Annotated in this window: 15 protein-coding genes, 4 tRNA genes and 1 pseudogene; 10 read left to right on the forward strand and 10 right to left on the reverse strand. The window is 69.6% G+C overall.

The genetic code is table 11. The annotated features are described in order from the left end of the window. The first annotated feature begins 41 nt into the window (after positions 1-41). A tRNA-Asp gene (locus AAC944_RS18100) sits at positions 42-116 on the forward strand. A 182-nt stretch (positions 117-298) separates the two neighbouring features. Beyond that, on the forward strand, positions 299-640 hold the full coding sequence (locus AAC944_RS18105; RefSeq protein ID WP_078888948.1) for a DUF6274 family protein: 342 nt from the start codon (positions 299-301) through the stop codon (positions 638-640). A gap of 521 nt (positions 641-1,161) precedes the next feature. Here AAC944_RS18105 and bldC read toward each other — a convergent pair. Together bldC and AAC944_RS18115 are read right to left on the reverse strand one after the other, a co-directional pair. Then, entirely contained in the window at positions 1,162-1,368 is a 207-nt protein-coding gene (gene bldC / locus AAC944_RS18110) for a developmental transcriptional regulator BldC (RefSeq protein WP_003949541.1), read from the reverse strand. Positions 1,369-1,996: 628 nt separating this feature from the next. Further along, on the reverse strand, positions 1,997-2,833 hold the full coding sequence (locus AAC944_RS18115; RefSeq protein WP_030623477.1) for a DUF8083 family protein: 837 nt from the start codon (positions 2,831-2,833) through the stop codon (positions 1,997-1,999). A 275-nt stretch (positions 2,834-3,108) separates the two neighbouring features. On the opposite strand from AAC944_RS18115, the gene AAC944_RS18120 reads away from it, so the two are divergent. Beyond that, the gene (locus AAC944_RS18120) at positions 3,109-4,254 is read left to right on the forward strand and encodes a Leu/Phe/Val dehydrogenase (protein WP_030623480.1); all 1,146 of its coding nucleotides are present in this window, start codon (positions 3,109-3,111) and stop codon (positions 4,252-4,254) included. 323 nt (positions 4,255-4,577) lie between these two features. Beyond that, on the forward strand, positions 4,578-4,826 hold the full coding sequence (locus AAC944_RS18125) for a DUF3073 domain-containing protein (RefSeq protein WP_030623483.1): 249 nt from the start codon (positions 4,578-4,580) through the stop codon (positions 4,824-4,826). Between the two features lie 99 nt (positions 4,827-4,925). On the opposite strand, the gene purM is transcribed toward AAC944_RS18125, so the two are convergent. Beyond that, positions 4,926-5,996, reverse strand: coding sequence for a phosphoribosylformylglycinamidine cyclo-ligase (gene purM / locus AAC944_RS18130; protein WP_030623486.1), 1,071 nt, complete (start codon positions 5,994-5,996; stop codon positions 4,926-4,928). A gap of 33 nt (positions 5,997-6,029) precedes the next feature. Continuing rightward, a complete protein-coding gene (purF, locus tag AAC944_RS18135) occupies positions 6,030-7,586 on the reverse strand; it encodes an amidophosphoribosyltransferase (RefSeq protein WP_030623489.1) in 1,557 nt (518 codons plus the stop codon). A 106-nt stretch (positions 7,587-7,692) separates the two neighbouring features. Between purF and AAC944_RS18140 the strand changes: the two genes are divergently transcribed. Next, the gene (locus AAC944_RS18140) at positions 7,693-7,953 is read left to right on the forward strand and encodes a putative leader peptide (protein WP_368397229.1); all 261 of its coding nucleotides are present in this window, start codon (positions 7,693-7,695) and stop codon (positions 7,951-7,953) included. Between the two features lie 133 nt (positions 7,954-8,086). Continuing rightward, a pseudogene (locus AAC944_RS36540) lies at positions 8,087-8,828 on the forward strand (sulfatase family protein); the annotation flags it as partial. A gap of 36 nt (positions 8,829-8,864) precedes the next feature. Here the strand turns inward: AAC944_RS36540 and AAC944_RS18155 are convergent. The 6 genes from AAC944_RS18155 to purS form a co-directional block, all read right to left on the reverse strand. After that, positions 8,865-9,662, reverse strand: coding sequence for a maleylpyruvate isomerase family mycothiol-dependent enzyme (locus AAC944_RS18155; RefSeq protein ID WP_030623491.1), 798 nt, complete (start codon positions 9,660-9,662; stop codon positions 8,865-8,867). A 27-nt stretch (positions 9,663-9,689) separates the two neighbouring features. Next, positions 9,690-10,526 (reverse strand): M23 family metallopeptidase, encoded by an 837-nt coding sequence (locus AAC944_RS18160; protein ID WP_030623494.1) that lies wholly within the window; start codon positions 10,524-10,526, stop codon positions 9,690-9,692. A 37-nt stretch (positions 10,527-10,563) separates the two neighbouring features. Further along, positions 10,564-11,070 (reverse strand): helix-turn-helix domain-containing protein, encoded by a 507-nt coding sequence (locus AAC944_RS18165; RefSeq protein WP_030623496.1) that lies wholly within the window; start codon positions 11,068-11,070, stop codon positions 10,564-10,566. Positions 11,071-11,183: 113 nt separating this feature from the next. Beyond that, positions 11,184-13,433, reverse strand: coding sequence for a phosphoribosylformylglycinamidine synthase subunit PurL (purL, locus tag AAC944_RS18170; RefSeq protein WP_037773414.1), 2,250 nt, complete (start codon positions 13,431-13,433; stop codon positions 11,184-11,186). Beyond that, positions 13,430-14,110 (reverse strand): phosphoribosylformylglycinamidine synthase subunit PurQ, encoded by a 681-nt coding sequence (gene purQ, locus AAC944_RS18175; protein WP_030623500.1) that lies wholly within the window; start codon positions 14,108-14,110, stop codon positions 13,430-13,432. The genes purL and purQ overlap by 4 nt, the downstream gene beginning before the upstream one ends. Further along, complete coding sequence (gene purS / locus AAC944_RS18180; RefSeq protein ID WP_030623503.1) at positions 14,107-14,370, reverse strand: phosphoribosylformylglycinamidine synthase subunit PurS; 264 nt, start codon at positions 14,368-14,370, stop codon at positions 14,107-14,109. Before purS ends, purQ begins: the two co-directional genes overlap by 4 nt. 330 nt (positions 14,371-14,700) lie before the next feature. On the opposite strand from purS, the gene AAC944_RS18185 reads away from it, so the two are divergent. The 4 genes from AAC944_RS18185 to AAC944_RS18200 all read left to right on the forward strand — a co-directional run bounded on the left by AAC944_RS18185 (position 14,701) and on the right by AAC944_RS18200 (position 15,668). Continuing rightward, on the forward strand, positions 14,701-15,021 hold the full coding sequence (locus AAC944_RS18185; protein WP_030623505.1) for a histone-like nucleoid-structuring protein Lsr2: 321 nt from the start codon (positions 14,701-14,703) through the stop codon (positions 15,019-15,021). A 164-nt stretch (positions 15,022-15,185) separates the two neighbouring features. Beyond that, a tRNA-Gly gene (locus AAC944_RS18190) sits at positions 15,186-15,257 on the forward strand. A 75-nt stretch (positions 15,258-15,332) separates the two neighbouring features. Beyond that, positions 15,333-15,405, forward strand: a tRNA-Gly gene (locus AAC944_RS18195). 187 nt (positions 15,406-15,592) lie between these two features. Further along, positions 15,593-15,668 (forward strand) — tRNA-Gly (locus AAC944_RS18200). Positions 15,669-15,711: the final 43 nt, after the last annotated feature.

A 15,711-nucleotide genomic window follows, 5' to 3' on the forward strand; every position in this document is an offset into this window, starting at 1 on the left:
AGTCTTGCTTCGCAGGCACCCGAGAGGGGCGCCGGCGACAAGGTCCTGTGGAGCAGTTTGGAGTGCTCGCCACCCTGTCAAGGTGGAGGCCGCGGGTTCAAATCCCGTCAGGACCGCACTTGAAGGGCCCGCATCCGGTCAGGATGCGGGCCCTTTTGCCGTACTCAGCGACCGGACACGACCCTTCGCGACCTCCGTCGCTCAGCGGATACGGCCTGCCGCACCTTCTCCCGCTTCTTGACGGCGTCACCTGCCGCCGGTACTCACGAAGCAGAGCCGGGCACGGGAGGTGCGGGCGATGACGGCAGCGGGGAACCACTCGACCGGCGCGCTGCTCCGGGCACATCTGGCCGCCGCCGCGCGCTTCCGGCACGCCACCCGGCTCTGCCCGGTGTGCCGCCGGCTCCTGCGGCTGGCGCTCGACCACACTGCGGAACCCCCGCAGACCAAGATCGTCTCCGTGCCGCCTTCTGCGGCCGTTCCCGCCGCCGCCCTCTCTTCATCGCCCAGGACCGCCTCCGCGGCCCGCACGCGGCGCGTGACGCCCTCTTCGGGGCCATCGGCGCTCCGGGCGGCCCCTCGCGCCACCATTTCCGCGCGCGTGGTCCGGACCAAGGACGAAAGTCCGCTCCCCAGGTGACCAATGGCGCCTCCGTCAGCTCCCGTGCGGTGAGAGGGTGTTGGTGTGGGGAAGTGGTCGCTGTGCACTACCGCAGCGGGCGTCATCGGTACAACCGGTGGCGCCTGTGACGGGTGTCACCGTACGGATTTTGGGATCAGCGGAACTTACGCCCTGCCTACAGGTGGTCAATTTAATATGTGCAATTGCACCGCCCACCCGGCAGCCGCCCGGCTGTACCGGCGAGTACCGGGACCGCTCCCTAGGAGTCCCCTGTGGGCGGTGACCAAGAGCTACCGCCCGGGCTGCGGAGACGGCCCGGATCGCGGGGCCGGCCGATGTGCGCCCCGCGCGCCGAAGAGCACACGAACGCACAAAAAAGATCGCGCTGGACCCGGCGGAGTCCAGCGCGATCGATGACGTACCCATGTGCTGCGGGTGTGGGGCCTGTTGGGGCAGGCTCCGCGTCATAACGAGCTATGTGGTGCTCTATGGGCATCAGGCGGGTTGGGGGACCCGAAAATGCCCGGTTATGCGGTTTTTCAGGCCTCGCTGCGCTGCTGCGGGATACCCGCGAGCAGTGCGCGGACCTCAGCCTCGCGGTAGCGCCGGTGTCCACCGAGCGTACGGATGGACGTGAGCTTGCCTGCCTTGGCCCAGCGGGTCACCGTCTTCGGGTCGACACGGAACATCGTGGCAACCTCGGCAGGGGTCAGCAGCGGCTCGGCGTCAGGGGTGCGAGCGGTCATGAGCGGCCTCCTCGGGAGAACCGAACCATCACGGTTCTTTCCTCTAAATTCTGCACCTTGACCCGCGTTGCCCGAAATGGCGGACGCGGGCCGAGTCGGTTATAGGACGAACGGCTTGTCCTCGGCACTACAACTACACCATCTGTCCAGCCGCGTCGGCCAAACCGATGGAATTGCCCTCTCAGGTGTTCAACCTCGGCGGAAGCCGATGGACCGTGCCATAGCGGACAGTCACGCCACTGTGACGATCAGTCACAACGTGATCAGGCGTCACCAGTCCCACCAAGGAGTGCAATACCGATCTATCCGCCCTTAGTTGGACGGAAGGAGCCCCAGTCAGGCTCCTTGTCCTATTTTGGCACGAGGGTGGTAGTTGGTGGCAAGGCCCGAAGTCAGTGCGTTAGGTCACTGTTTTACGGTTTGACCCGTATCGGGACCTAGGTCCCCTACCTCCTGACCAGTGCACGCGATCGGACGCCACCGCACGGAAAGCCCTCAACCACCGCACAGGGACAGCCCGCAGCCCACCACCCGTAGGTACGCGCCGGTGCGTCCGCCGGGGGCGCACAACCGAGGCGCGCGCCGTTACGACGCGTGCCTCCGAAAATGATCACCCGAAGCCCGGCGGTCAGCTGGCGTACTGCCGCTCCCGGATCTCACGCCAGCGGTCCGACAGCTTCTCGTACGCCACGCCGGCCCGCTCCCCGTCGCCCTCACGCAGCGCCACGAGCCCCTCCGCCACTTCCGCCGCGGAACGGTCCTCGGCCAGCTGTCCTTCGGGGACGGCGTGCACCAGTCCTCCGTAGTCCAGCTCCACGAGAGCGCGCGGGTGGAATTCCTCCAGCCAGCGCCCCACATCTACCAGGCCGTCGATCAGCGGCCCCTCTTCGAGCGCGTCCCGCAGCGTGCGCAGCCCGCGTGCGACCCGGCGCCTGGCCTCCACCATCGGCGTCCGGTAACGCAGCACGAGCCCTTGGTCACCCTTCGTGTACTCACGCTCCGCGTCGTCGAAGAGCACGAACCAGCGCACCGGCACGTGCCAGGTCGCGGTGCGGATCCAGGGCCGGGCGTCAGGGTTGCGATCCAGCCACCGCTCGTAGTCGGCGGCGGCCTGCCGGCGGACGACCGGGGGCAGGGCCGCGTCCAGCACCGGGCCGGGAAGCCGCTCGGGCAGCTCCTCCAGCGCCTGCCAGCCGCGGAGCCGCGTCCGCCAGGGGCACACGCACGTCACGCCGTCCACGACGGCGACGAACGCGTCGCTGCTCTCGTGCACGGGCACCGCGACGGGCGGGGTCGGCAGCAGGTCGGCCAGCGAGCGCCGCAGCTCGTCCTGGGCGGTGGGGGTGGTCTCCCGCTTCGCGTAGCGCGCCCAGTGGGAGCGCTCCGGCTCGGGGAACGCTGCCAGCGGTTCGTAGACCCGTAGATACGCCGCGTACGGGACCATCACCGATGACGCCAGGGCCACGCCCGCTCCATTCTTCTGTCGGTCCTCCGGAGGGGGACCGCGAGGGAAGTCCGCCACAGGGGAGTCTGCCAAGCAGGAGCGCGCCGCCGGGAGTTGCCTCCCCGCGAGCGGCCCGGCATGCGCAAATCGTCCCATGCCCGTCCCCCACTAAGGGGTGATCCTCCGCACTGTGCCGATCAACGGCCGCCGAAGGTCATACGCTGCCCTCGACCGGCCCTCCCCCCGCTTCCCCTGCCACAAGCGGGGGGAACGACCCGAGGGCGTCCACCGCGACTATGGGAGTCACCACAGTGACCGACGTACGTCCCGCCTCCGAGCACTCCGTGCCGGGGGTTTCCCCAGTCCACGCCGACGGCGGTGTCCTGCACACCCTGTTCCGGACCGACCAGGGCGGCCACGAGCAGGTCGTGCTCTGCCAGGACCGCGCCAGCGGCCTGAAGGCCGTGATCGCGATCCACAACACCGCGCTCGGCCCGGCCCTGGGCGGCACCCGCTTCCACGCGTACGCCTCCGAGGAGGAGGCCGTGCTGGACGCGCTGAACCTCTCCCGCGGCATGTCGTACAAGAACGCGCTCGCGGGCCTGGACCACGGCGGCGGCAAGGCCGTGATCATCGGTGATCCCGAAGTGCTCAAGACCGAGGAACTGCTCCTGGCCTACGGCCGTTTCGTCTCTTCCCTCGGCGGCCGTTACGTCACGGCCTGCGATGTCGGTACGTACGTCGCCGACATGGACGTCGTGGCCCGCACGAACCGCTGGACCACCGGCCGTTCGCCGGAGAACGGCGGCGCCGGCGACTCCTCCGTACTCACCGCCTACGGCGTCTTCCAGGGCATGCGCGCGGCCGCGCAGCACCAGTGGGGCGATCCGAGCCTGCGCGGCAGGAAGGTGGGCATCGCGGGCGTCGGCAAGGTCGGCCGGCACCTCGTCGAACATCTGCTCGAAGACGGGGCAGATGTGGTCATCACGGACGTACGGCCCGAATCGGTGGATCGAATTCTGGCCAACCATCCGCAGGTCCGCGCGGCCGTCGACACCGAGGCGCTGATCCGTACGGAGGGCCTCGACGTGTACGCGCCGTGCGCCCTGGGCGGCGCGCTCAACGATCATTCCGTACCGGTTCTGACCGCGAAGGTGGTCTGCGGCGCGGCCAACAACCAGCTCGCCCATCCGGGCGTGGAGAAGGACCTCGCCGACCGCGGAATCCTTTATGCGCCCGACTACGTGGTCAACGCGGGCGGTGTCATCCAGGTGGCGGACGAGCTGCACGGGTTCGACTTCGACCGGTGCAAAATGAAGGCCGGAAAGATCTTCGACACGACACTTTCAATATTCGCTCGTGCGAAGGCGGACGGCATTCCGCCGGCCGCGGCGGCCGACCGGCTCGCCGAACTGCGGATGGCGGAGGCCCGCTCCGCGTGACCTCCGCCACCTCCCCGGGACCCGGACGGTGACCGTGGAGTTGCTCCGGCGACACGCTCGGTGGCTGATGAAGGAGACATCCCTCACCACCCACCGGCGGGTCGCCGGAGGCGACACGTTAAAATCGCAGCTGACCAGCGGGTACGGGGCGTCCCGCGAGTCATGCCGGGCGGCCGGTGGTGCGGGCGACGTACCGTATGGCCGCGGAAGCAGGTACCGTTAAAGCCCTACGGGCCGGACTCTCCGTCGAGAGTCCGCTCTGAATCATGAACGCGTGTCAAGACTCTGGGGCCGTCGAGCCCCGTCGTTGAGGGGGTCGAGCCATGGGGCGCGGCCGGGCCAAGGCCAAGCAGACGAAGGTCGCCCGCCAGCTGAAGTACAACAGCGGTGGGACTGATCTCTCACGCCTGGCCGAAGAGCTGGGTGCAACGCCGGCACAGCAGCCGCCGAACGGTGAGCCGTTCGAGGATGACGAGGACGACGACCCGTACGCACGGTACGCCGACCTGTACAACAACGATGACGATGAGGAGGACGAGGGCGACTCGTCCGACCAGCGTCGTCGCGCCTGACGCCGCCGCGCGTTCAAGGCAGCCACAGCAGCATCACGGACCCGGTCCGGCGCATCGCCCGGACCGGGTTCTGTGCTGCCCTGCGGTGCGAGGCGGGCCTCAGCTCGCGTAGTCACCGGTCAGCGTCACGGCCTCGGCGTGCGCACCGCGCTCGACGATCTCTCCGCTGACCCAGGCGTCGACGCCCCGGTCCGCGAGAGTGGCGAGCGCGACGTCCGCCGACTCCTGGGGGACGACGGCCATCATGCCGACGCCCATGTTCAGGGTCTTCTCCAGCTCCAGGCGCTCGACCGACCCGGCCTTGCCGACCAGGTCGAAGACCGCGCCAGGGGTCCAGGTCGAACGGTCGACCGTGGCGTGCAGCCCGTCCGGGATGACCCGCGCGAGGTTGTTCGCGAGGCCGCCGCCGGTGATGTGCGAGAAGGCGTGCACATCGGTGGTACGGGTGAGCGCCAGGCAGTCCAGCGAGTAGATCTTGGTGGGCTCCAGCAGCTCCTCGCCCAGGGTGCGGCCGAACTCCGGCACGTCCTGGTCGAGCGCCATGCCGGCCCGGTCGAAGAGCACGTGGCGAACGAGTGAGTACCCGTTGGAGTGAAGGCCGGAGGACTCCATGGCGATCACCACGTCACCCTTACGGATGCGATCCGCGCCCAGGACGCGGTCGGCCTCGACCACGCCCGTACCGGCGCCCGCGACGTCGAAGTCGTCCTGTCCGAGCAGGCCCGGGTGCTCGGCGGTCTCGCCGCCGACCAGTGCGCAGCCGGCCAGCACACAGCCCTCGGCGATGCCCTTGACGATGGCCGCCACCCGCTCGGGGTAGACCTTGCCGACGCAGATGTAGTCGGTCATGAACAGCGGCTCGGCGCCGCAGACGACCAGGTCGTCCACGACCATGCCGACGAGGTCGTGGCCGATGGTGTCGTACACGCCCATCTTGCGGGCGATGTCGACCTTCGTGCCCACACCGTCGGTGGCGGAGGCGAGCAGCGGGCGCTCGTACCGCTTGAGCGCGGAGGCGTCGAAGAGGCCGGCGAAGCCGCCGAGCCCGCCCACGACCTCGGGGCGGGTGGCCTTCTTCACCCACTCCTTCATGAGGTCGACGGCGCGGTCGCCCGCTTCGATGTCGACGCCCGCGCTCGCGTAGCTGGCACCAGGAGATTCAGCAGACATGGCTGAGAGCTTTCGTGTCGTCTTGCAGGGGTTCTACGGGCGACGCAGCGCGTCGGCGCCGCCGACCCCGGCGGTGAGCGTCTGGACGCCGTCCACGTCGGACGTCGCCCGGCCCTCGGTCTCCGACTCCAGCAGGTGCTTGCCCAGCAGCTCCGGGTCCGGCAGGTCCATCGGGTACTCGCCGTCGAAGCAGGCGCGGCACAGGTTCGGCTTGGCGATCGTGGTCGCCTCGACCATGGCGTCGATGGAAATGTACGCGAGCGAATCGGCGCCCAGGGACTTGCCGATCTCCTCGACCGAGAGACCGTTGGCGATCAGCTCGGCGCGGGTGGCGAAGTCGATGCCGAAGAAGCACGGCCACTTGATCGGCGGGGAGGAGATCCGCACGTGGACCTCGGCGGCGCCGGCCTCGCGGAGCATGCGCACCAGGGCGCGCTGGGTGTTGCCGCGGACGATCGAGTCGTCGACGACCACCAGGCGCTTGCCGCGGATGACTTCCTTGAGCGGGTTGAGCTTCAGCCGGATGCCCAGCTGGCGGATGGTCTGCGAGGGCTGGATGAAGGTCCGGCCGACGTAGGAGTTCTTCACCAGACCGGAGCCGAAGGGGATGCCGCTGGCCTCGGCGTAGCCGACGGCGGCCGGCGTACCGGACTCGGGCGTCGCTATCACCAGATCGGCGTCGGCGGGCGCCTCGGCGGCCAGCTTGCGGCCCATCTCCACGCGGGAGAGGTAGACGTTCCGGCCGGCGATGTCGGTGTCGGGACGCGCGAGGTAGACGTACTCGAAGACGCAGCCCTTGGGGCGGGCCTCGGCGAAGCGGGTGGTCCGCAGGCCGTCCTCGTCGATGGCGACCATCTCGCCGGGCTCGATCTCCCGGATGAAGCTGGCGCCGCAGATGTCCAGCGCCGCGGTCTCGGAGGCGACCACCCAGCCGCGCTCCAGGCGGCCGAGGACCAGCGGCCGGATGCCCTGCGGGTCACGGGCCGCGTACAGGGTGTTCTCGTCCATGAAGCAGAGCGAGAAGGCGCCCTTGACCTTGGGGAGGACGCGCGGCGCGGCCTCCTCGACGGTCAGCGGCTTGCCGTCCTCGTCGACCTGGCCGGCCAGCAGCGCCGTCACCAGGTCGGTGTCGTTGGTGGCCGCGACCTGGGTCGCCCGGCCGCCCTCACGGGGCAGGTCGGCGACCAGCTCGGCCAGCTCGGCGGTGTTCACCAGGTTGCCGTTGTGGCCGAGCGCGATCGAGCCGTGCGCGGTGGCACGGAAGGTCGGCTGGGCGTTCTCCCACACGGACGCACCGGTGGTGGAGTAGCGGGCATGGCCCACGGCGATGTGGCCCTGGAGAGAGCCGAGGGAGGTCTCGTCGAAGACCTGCGAGACGAGACCCATGTCCTTGAAGACCAGGATCTGTGAGCCGTTGCTCACTGCGATGCCCGCAGACTCCTGTCCACGGTGCTGCAGCGCGTACAGCCCGAAATAGGTGAGTTTGGCGACCTCTTCTCCCGGGGCCCAGACACCGAAGACGCCGCAGGCGTCCTGGGGACCCTTCTCACCGGGGAGCAGGTCGTGGTTGAGTCGTCCGTCACCACGCACATCAAGAAGTCTAGGGCAGGTACGGGATTCATCCGAACCGGGGATGGTCGCCGACCTTGGACATGTGCTTGACGTGAACACCTGATCACCGCCAGGTTCCAGGGCCGTGCAGCCCCCGCGATTCCTGGTGCAGCGCCGCCACGTGGACCTCGGTCGCATCGCGAGCGCCATCTGTCGCCGCTTCCGAGCGCGTCTTCCGCGCATCCCTTCCGCCGCGTGCCTTCTGTACATCCCGTACACCGCCGCGCCGCCGCCGGCCGGGCCGCAACCACTCCGGTCCGTCCACTGCCGAACCCCGCCTGACCAGGCAGGACTTCCCGTCGCAGGGCCAGCACGACGGCCACCGGGGCGGTTTCCGCCCCCTTGATCAGCGCCTTACATGGGGTGAGAAGCGTCACTTCCCGGCCATCGCGCACCAGGCCGGTGCTTTTGGGCGGCATTTATCAGGATTTACCAGCGGAGGCCGCGGTGCGCACGGTCGCCACTTTCCCTCCAGCAAACAACCCGTTCGTGAAGTCGCCCGAACCCTCTTCATCCTCGGCGACGATCTGGGCTGGGCGGACCTCTCCTCGTACGGCTCACCGCACATCCGCAGCCCGCGCCTGGACCGGCCGGCCCGCCAGGGCGTCCGCTTCACCCAGGCCTGCTCCGGGTCCGCGACCTGTCCCCCACCCGCTTCTCGCTCTGCACCGGGCTCGCCATAGCCCTGAACGGGCATGGGAGGTGCCCCTCCCCGGCCGTACGGAAGGCGGCCTCGCCGCGCCCATCGCCGTACAAGGACCTGCGGTACTGCACCCCCGCATCCTCACAGAACGGGCCGTGGACCACGTACGGGAGCGGGCGGCGGAACCGGAGCGGACCACGCGCTCCACCACCGCGACGGCGGCTCGCTCGCCAAGTACCAGGAGATGGTCGAGGACCTGGACCGCTCCGTCGGCGAGGTCCTGGACGCGCTCAAGCGCTCCGGGCAGGAGAAGGCACGAGCCTGGCGGGCCACCTGCTGCGCGGCGAGCGGCTGCCCGAGCGCGACCTGTTCTGGCGGGTACGCGGCGAGCGGGCGCTGCGCCGCGGCGACTGGAAGTACTACCGCGGCAACGGCGGCGCCGACCAGCTCTTCGACCTCACCGCCGACCCGCGCGAACAGGCGACCGGGCCGGTACGGAGCAGGACCTGTTGCGGGATCTCCGTACCGCCGCCTGGGAACGCATCGACGCCACGCTGCTGCCGTACCCGTCCGTCTGAATGGCGGCCCCGTGCACGGCCTTCGGCCCGTACGTCTCAGGACAACACCGGGAGGTACGGTCCGAGGTCGGCACGCTCGCCGCTCGCGCTCACCAGGGCGTCCGCCACCGCCGCCGTCCACTCCGCACGGCCGGTGGCCAGCCGCACCCAGGTCAGCGGGTCGGTCTCCACGACGTTCGGCGGGGTGCCGCGGGTGTGCCGGGGGCCCTCGACGCACTGCACGACGGCGAACGGCGGGACCCGCACCTCCACCGCACCGCCCGGGGCCTTCGTGGCCAGCGCGTCGGCGAGGAGCCGGGCCGTGGCGGCCAGCGCGTGCCGGTCGAACGGGATCTCAGCGCCGGTCGCTTCGGCGAGGTCGTCGCTGTGCACGACCAGTTCGAGGCAGCGGGTCACCAGCAGCTCGTCCAGTCGCATCGCCCCGGGCCTGACCTCCATGAGCCGGTCGTCGGGGGCCGCGGGCACCAGCGCGGCGTACCGCTCGGCCGCCCGGTCCAGCAGGGTGACCGGGTCCTGCTCCGCCGCCATCGTCCGCACGCGCGCGTCGACCGCGTCGGCGAACGGGGCGGCCCCGAAAGGCCACTCGGCGAGCACTATTTCCTGCTTCGGCGCCGCGGGACGTTCGAGGGCGGCGGGCACATGGTCGACCGCCATGGCGAAGTGCGCCACCAGCTCCCGTACGGTCCACTCCCCGAGCCGGGTCGGCCGCGCGAAGTCCTCGGGCCCCAAGGCCCGTACGGCGTCCCGTACGTGACCGAGCTGCGCGGTCACCGCGGTCCGGGTCCTGGCGGGGTCGTACTTGCGGGGACGCTTCTTGGCCGGTGTCGTGGGCATGCTGCCGAGCCTACGAGACGTACGGGGTTATGGGGCCGCGATGGCCTCAGGAACGGTGAACTTCGCACCGTTCCCGGGCACTCCGACCCCGCGCCAGTTGAAGGGGATGCCCCGGGCGGTGTCCAGGTCTGGCCCGTCCATCAGCTGGAAGTGCACGTGCGGCTCGGTGGAGTTGCCCGAGTTCCCGCAGTGGCCGAGCACCTGTCCTGCGCGGACCGCGTCGCCGGCGCGGACCTTGAGGGAGCCCTGCTGGACGTGCGCGTACATGGCGTACGTTCCCTCGCCGAGGTCGAGGACGACGTGGTTGCCGACGACGCGGCGGGTGCCGCCGAGCGTCCTGCCCACGCCCTCGACCAGCCAGAAGTACAGGACCCCGACGAGGGAGCTCCGGCTGAGGTGATCGCGCTGGCCGTCCTCGGCGTGCACGACGGTGGCATCGGCCACCGCGTGCAGCGGCGCCCCGAAGGCGGGATAGGCACGGGCGGGCCGGGCGACGGGCCAGAACCAGACGGGAGCGGGGCGCTCGGGCCCCGTCTCCGGCTCGGCCGTGATGTCGATGGCGTACGTCTGCCCGAAGCCGTGCGTGCCGTGGCTCGGCACCTTGTCGGCGGGGCTGTTGAGGGCGGACCAGCGGCCGGTGACCGGGGGCTCGACCTCGACCGGCGCCGGGGACTCCGTCTCGATCCGCCGACGGGCGGAACGGGAGGCCGCCATGTCGAGGGCGATCGCGCCGAGCGCGGGCAGCCAGCTCAGCCAGTAGTTGTACGGCAGGTCCACGAAGAACCCGACGACCATCTGGACGAAGAAGACGATCCACAGCACGTGCTGGACCAGCGCGGCGAGCTTGCGTCGGCCTGCGGACATGCATCCCCCCTGGTAACTGGGACTCGTACGGAAACGGTCAGGCGACGGGGCGCGCGGCGGTGAGCACCACGAGAAGCGGCACCACCCGCCCGGCAGGCACCTCGTACCGGCCGCGCTCCGTGGTGTGCAGCCAGCCCGCGCCGGTCAGCTGGCGCAGGTGGTGGTAGATCTGGCCGGTCGTGCCGACGTCTTCGAGCGCGGCCAGCTCGGCGGCGGTACGCAGGCCGCCGAGGATCTCCCGCAGCAGCCGCAGCCGTACGGGATTGCCGAGCGCGGCGAACGATTCGGCCGCTTCGGTCCAGTCGCCCTCGAAGACCGTCTCGGTGAGCAGGCCGTACTGCCACTCGTACCGGTGTCCCGTGGGCACGCGCACCGCCCCGGTGAACAGGACGGCACCGTCCGCGTCCGGCGTCACCGGATGCCGCGCCTTCAGCGCGTCGAGGGCCCAGAAGTCCCCCTCCCCCACGGCGGGCGCGGCCGGGCCCGCGCCCTCCAGCTCCGCCATGCGCCGTTCGAGCTCGGCGACGCGCTCTTCCAGATCCATGCTCCCGAGATTACGTAATTACGTAATCTCGTGCAAGGGTCAGGTCCCGGAAACGCCGGAGCCCCCGTCCGGACCTGGTCCGGACGGGGGCTTCCGCAGGCGTGCCGCGTGGCTCAGCCGAAGAGGCCGGGGATGGTCTCCTCGTGCGCCGTGCGCAGCTCGCTCAGCGCGATGCTGAACTGGCCCTGCACGTCGAGCGCTTCACCGTCGACGACACCGATCCGGGTCGCCGGGAGACCACGCGCACCGCACATGTCGGTGAAGCGGAGCTCCTCGCTGCGCGGCACCGAGACGACCGCACGCCCTGCGGACTCGGAGAACAGCGTGACGAACGGGTCCTGGCCCTCGGGGATGACCACTCGGGCGCCCTTACCGCCCTTGAGGCAGGACTCGACCAGCGCCTGGACCAGACCGCCGTCGGACAGGTCGTGCGCCGCGTCGATCATGCCGTCGCGGGACGCCGAGATCAGGATCTCGGCGAGCAGCCGCTCGCGCTCCAGGTCCACCTTCGGCGGCAGACCGCCCAGGTGGTCGTGGACGACCTGCGCCCAGGCCGAACCGCTCAGCTCCTCACGGGTGTCGCCGAGCAGGTAGAGGAGCTGGCCCTCTTCCGCGAAGGCGACCGGCGTACGGCGCGCCACGTCGTCGATCACGCCGAGGACGGCGACGACCGGCGTCGGGTGGATGGCGGCCTCGCCCGTCTGGTTGTAGAGCGAGACGTTGCCGCCGGTGACCGGCGTACCGAGCTGCCGGCAGCCGTCCGCGAGACCGCGGATGGCCTCGGCGAACTGCCACATGACGGCCGGGTCCTCGGGCGAGCCGAAGTTCAGGCAGTCCGAGACGGCGAGCGGCTTGGCGCCGGTGGCCGCCACGTTCCGGTACGACTCGGCGAGCGCGAGCTGCGCACCGTGGTACGGGTCCAGCTTCGCGAAGCGGCCGTTGCCGTCGGTGGCGATCGCCACGCCCAGCCCCGACTCCTCGTCGATGCGGATCATCCCGGAGTCCTCCGGGCTCGCCAGCACGGTGTTGCCCTGCACGAAGTGGTCGTACTGGGAGGTGATCCAGGACTTGGAGGCCTGGTTCGGGTGGGCCACCAGCTTCAGGACCTGCTCGCGCAGCTCGTCGCCGTTGGCCGGGCGGGCCAGCTTCGCGGCGTCGTCGGCCTGCAGGGTGTCCTGCCACTCGGGGCGGGCGTACGGACGCTCGTACACCGGGCCCTCGTGGGCGACGGTCCGCGGGTCCACGTCGACGATCTTCTCGCCGTGCCAGAAGATCTCCAGCCGGTCGCCGTCGGTGACCTCACCGATGACGGTGGCGGTGACGTCCCACTTCTCGCAGATCTCCAGGAAGCGGTCGACCTTCTCCGGCTCCACGACCGCGCACATGCGCTCCTGCGACTCGCTCATGAGGATCTCCTCGGGCGAGAGCGTGGAGTCGCGCAGCGGCACGTCGTCCAGCTCGACGCGCATGCCGCCGGAGCCGTTCGAGGCGAGCTCGGACGTGGCGCAGGACAGACCGGCCGCGCCGAGGTCCTGGATGCCGACGACCAGCTTCTCGGCGAACGCCTCCAGGGTGCACTCGATGAGCAGCTTCTCCTGGAAGGGGTCGCCGACCTGGACGGCCGGGCGCTTGCTCGGCTTGCTGTCGTCGAAGGTCTCGGAGGCCAGGATCGAGGCACCGCCGATGCCGTCGCCGCCGGTCCTGGCGCCGTAGAGGATGACCTTGTTGCCGGCACCCGAGGCCTTGGCGAGGTGGATGTCCTCGTGCTTCATCACGCCGATGGCACCGGCGTTGACCAGCGGGTTGCCCTGGTAGCAGGAGTCGAAGACGACCTCGCCGCCGATGTTGGGCAGGCCCAGGCAGTTGCCGTAGCCGCCGATGCCGGAGACCACGCCGGGCAGCACGCGCTTGGTGTCGGGGTGGTCGGCGGCGCCGAAGCGCAGCGGGTCGACCACGGCGACCGGGCGGGCGCCCATCGCGATGATGTCGCGGACGATGCCGCCGACACCGGTCGCGGCGCCCTGGTACGGCTCGACGTACGAGGGGTGGTTGTGCGACTCGACCTTGAAGGTGACCGCGTAGCCGTTGCCGACGTCGACGACGCCCGCGTTCTCACCGATGCCGACGAGCAGCGCGTCGGTCTCCGGGGCCTTCTCACCGAACTGGCGGAGGTGAACCTTGCTGCTCTTGTACGAGCAGTGCTCGGACCACATGACCGAGTACATCGCGAGCTCGGCGCCGGTCGGACGGCGGCCGAGGATCTCGCGTACCCGCTCGTACTCCTCCTGCTTCAGGCCCAGTTCGGCCCACGGCTGGTCGGTGTCCGGGGTCTCGGCCGCGTGCTTGACCGTGTCCAGCGTCATGCGTTGACCAACTTCTTCAGGATCGAGGTGAAGAATCCGAGGCCGTCGGTGCCGCCGGCACCGATCAGCGGCTCGACGGCGTGCTCCGGGTGCGGCATGAGGCCGACGACGTTGCCGGCCGCGTTGGTGATGCCGGCGATGTCCCGCAGCGAGCCGTTGGGATTTCCGTCCAGGTAGCGGAAGGCCACGCGGCCTTCCGCCTCGAGCTCGTCGAGGGTGCGCTCATCGGCGACGTACCGGCCGTCGATGTTCTTCAGCGGGATGCTGATCTCCTGGCCGGCGGTGTAGTCCGCCGTCCACGCCGTACCGGCGTTCTCCACCCGCAGCTTCTGGTCGCGGCAGATGAAGTGGAGATGGTTGTTGCGCAGCATCGCGCCGGGGAGGAGGTGGGTCTCCGTCAGGACCTGGAAGCCGTTGCAGATGCCGAGGACGGGCAGACCGCCCTTGGCCTGCTCGATGACGGTCTCCATGACCGGCGAGAAGCGGGAGATGGCACCGGCCCGCAGGTAGTCGCCGTAGGAGAAGCCGCCGGGCAGGACCACTGCGTCGACCTGCTTGAGGTCCTTGTCCTTGTGCCACAGCGGCACGGCCTCGGCGCCGGCGATCCGGACCGCGCGCTGGGTGTCGCGGTCGTCGAGCGTGCCGGGGAAGGTGATGACTCCGACGCGAGCGGTCATGAGCCGGCTCCGGCGGGCTCGTCGACCCGTACGACGAAGTCTTCGATGACGGTGTTGGCGAGGAAGGTCTCGGCCATCTCGCGGATGCGGGCGAGGGCGGCGTCGTCGACCGGCCCCTCCACCTCGAGTTCGAAACGCTTGCCCTGACGTACGTCGGAGATGCCCTCGAAGCCCAGACGCGGCAGTGCACGCTGCACCGCCTGTCCCTGCGGGTCGAGGATCTCGGGCTTGAGCATGACGTCGACTACGACGCGTGCCACTGGCACTCCCGGTTGTGTGGTGCGGCTGGGTTTATCCGGGGACACCCCGGACCCCGACTCGGTTCCTTCACACTACCTTGCCGAAAAATCTACGCGCATAGAACTGTACGCACGCGATCACGTTCAGGTATCGGCGGTCGTGAACACCCGGGAAAAATCCTCGAAAAGATCCGCAGTCCGGATTGCGCGGGGACACGCTGAGGAAATTAACTGGGCTTCCCAATGCATTGCTCATCGCTGTACAAATGAAAAAGCATTGATCCCTGACATCCGGATCTGCCGCATCTCCCCATGTCAGCACCGAGATGCTGCACGAAAGGACCGATATCCGTGGCGCAGCGCGTAGTGGTCACGCTCTCCGATGACATCGACGGCGGAGAAGCCGCAGAGACGGTCACGTTCGGATTGGACGGGAAGACGTACGAGATCGACGTCAATCCCGCCAATGCGAAGAAACTCCGTGAGGCACTTGCTCCGTACGTCGAGGCCGGCCGCAAGCGTGCGAAGTCCGGCAAGGCCTACCGCCACACCCCGGTGGCGGCCGACCCCGCCGCGGTACGGGCCTGGGCCCGCTCGCACCGGATGGAGGTGCCGCCGCGGGGCCGCATCCCGAAGAAGGTCTACGAGGCGTTCGAGGCCGCCAACAGCTGACGGCCGAGGAGGGGCCGGCGGTCCTCAGGGGCCACCGGCGGCCCGGCCGGCGGCCGGCACCGGAAGCCCGGCGGGCAGCGGACTTGCGCTGCACCCCCGTTGATCAGCTAAAGTCTGGAGCACGCCGAGGGGCGAGGCCGGAAGGCCGGGCCCCGAGGAGTCACGCGGGTGTAGCTCAGTAGTAGAGCGCCCCCTTTCCAAGGGGGAGGCGCAGTGTGCAATCCCTGTCACCCGCTCTGACAGTCTCGACCAGTCCTCCGGATCAGGTAGAGTAGCTGTCGCGCCGCTCGGTGAAAGCCGGGTGGATGCATGCGGACGTAGCTCAGTTGGTAGAGCGCAACCTTGCCAAGGTTGAGGTCGCGAGTTCGAGCCTCGTCGTCCGCTCAGAGAAAGAAGACCCCGGTCCCCGCGACCGGGGTCTTCTGCTTTATCCGCCGCCTTCACCCTGGTCACCGGGAAAACGATCTGTGGCCGTGGCCACAATCCTTGCCCCGCCCCGCCTGAAGGGCACGAGCACCCCGCGCGGTTGGCTATAGTGGTGCACACACCGAGCGCTCCGGCGCCGGAGATTGCGGACGTAGCTCAGTTGGTAGAGCGCAACCTTGCCAAGGTTGAGGTCGCGAGTTCGAGCCTCGTCGTCCGCTCCATACGAAAGGCCCCGGTCGGAAGACCGGGGCCTTATCGCTGTCC

The organism is Streptomyces sclerotialus (assembly GCF_040907265.1).
Classification (GTDB): Bacteria; Actinomycetota; Actinomycetes; order Streptomycetales; family Streptomycetaceae; genus Streptomyces; species Streptomyces sclerotialus.

What these genes read in the sequence shown, in the direction of transcription:
- AAC944_RS18165 (WP_030623496.1), bottom strand. Translation starts at nt 11,070, where the DNA reads ATGGATCTGGAAGAGCGCGTCGCCGAGCTCGAACGGCGCATGGCGGAG.
- AAC944_RS18105 (WP_078888948.1), top strand. Translation starts at nt 299, where the DNA reads ATGACGGCAGCGGGGAACCACTCGACCGGCGCGCTGCTCCGGGCACAT.
- purM (WP_030623486.1), bottom strand. Translation starts at nt 5,996, where the DNA reads ATGTCTGCTGAATCTCCTGGTGCCAGCTACGCGAGCGCGGGCGTCGAC.
- AAC944_RS18160 (WP_030623494.1), bottom strand. Translation starts at nt 10,526, where the DNA reads ATGTCCGCAGGCCGACGCAAGCTCGCCGCGCTGGTCCAGCACGTGCTG.
- purQ (WP_030623500.1), bottom strand. Translation starts at nt 14,110, where the DNA reads ATGACCGCTCGCGTCGGAGTCATCACCTTCCCCGGCACGCTCGACGAC.
- bldC (WP_003949541.1), bottom strand. Translation starts at nt 1,368, where the DNA reads ATGACCGCTCGCACCCCTGACGCCGAGCCGCTGCTGACCCCTGCCGAG.
- AAC944_RS18120 (WP_030623480.1), top strand. Translation starts at nt 3,109, where the DNA reads ATGGGAGTCACCACAGTGACCGACGTACGTCCCGCCTCCGAGCACTCC.
- AAC944_RS18155 (WP_030623491.1), bottom strand. Translation starts at nt 9,662, where the DNA reads ATGCCCACGACACCGGCCAAGAAGCGTCCCCGCAAGTACGACCCCGCC.
- purL (WP_037773414.1), bottom strand. Translation starts at nt 13,433, where the DNA reads ATGACGCTGGACACGGTCAAGCACGCGGCCGAGACCCCGGACACCGAC.
- AAC944_RS18125 (WP_030623483.1), top strand. Translation starts at nt 4,578, where the DNA reads ATGGGGCGCGGCCGGGCCAAGGCCAAGCAGACGAAGGTCGCCCGCCAG.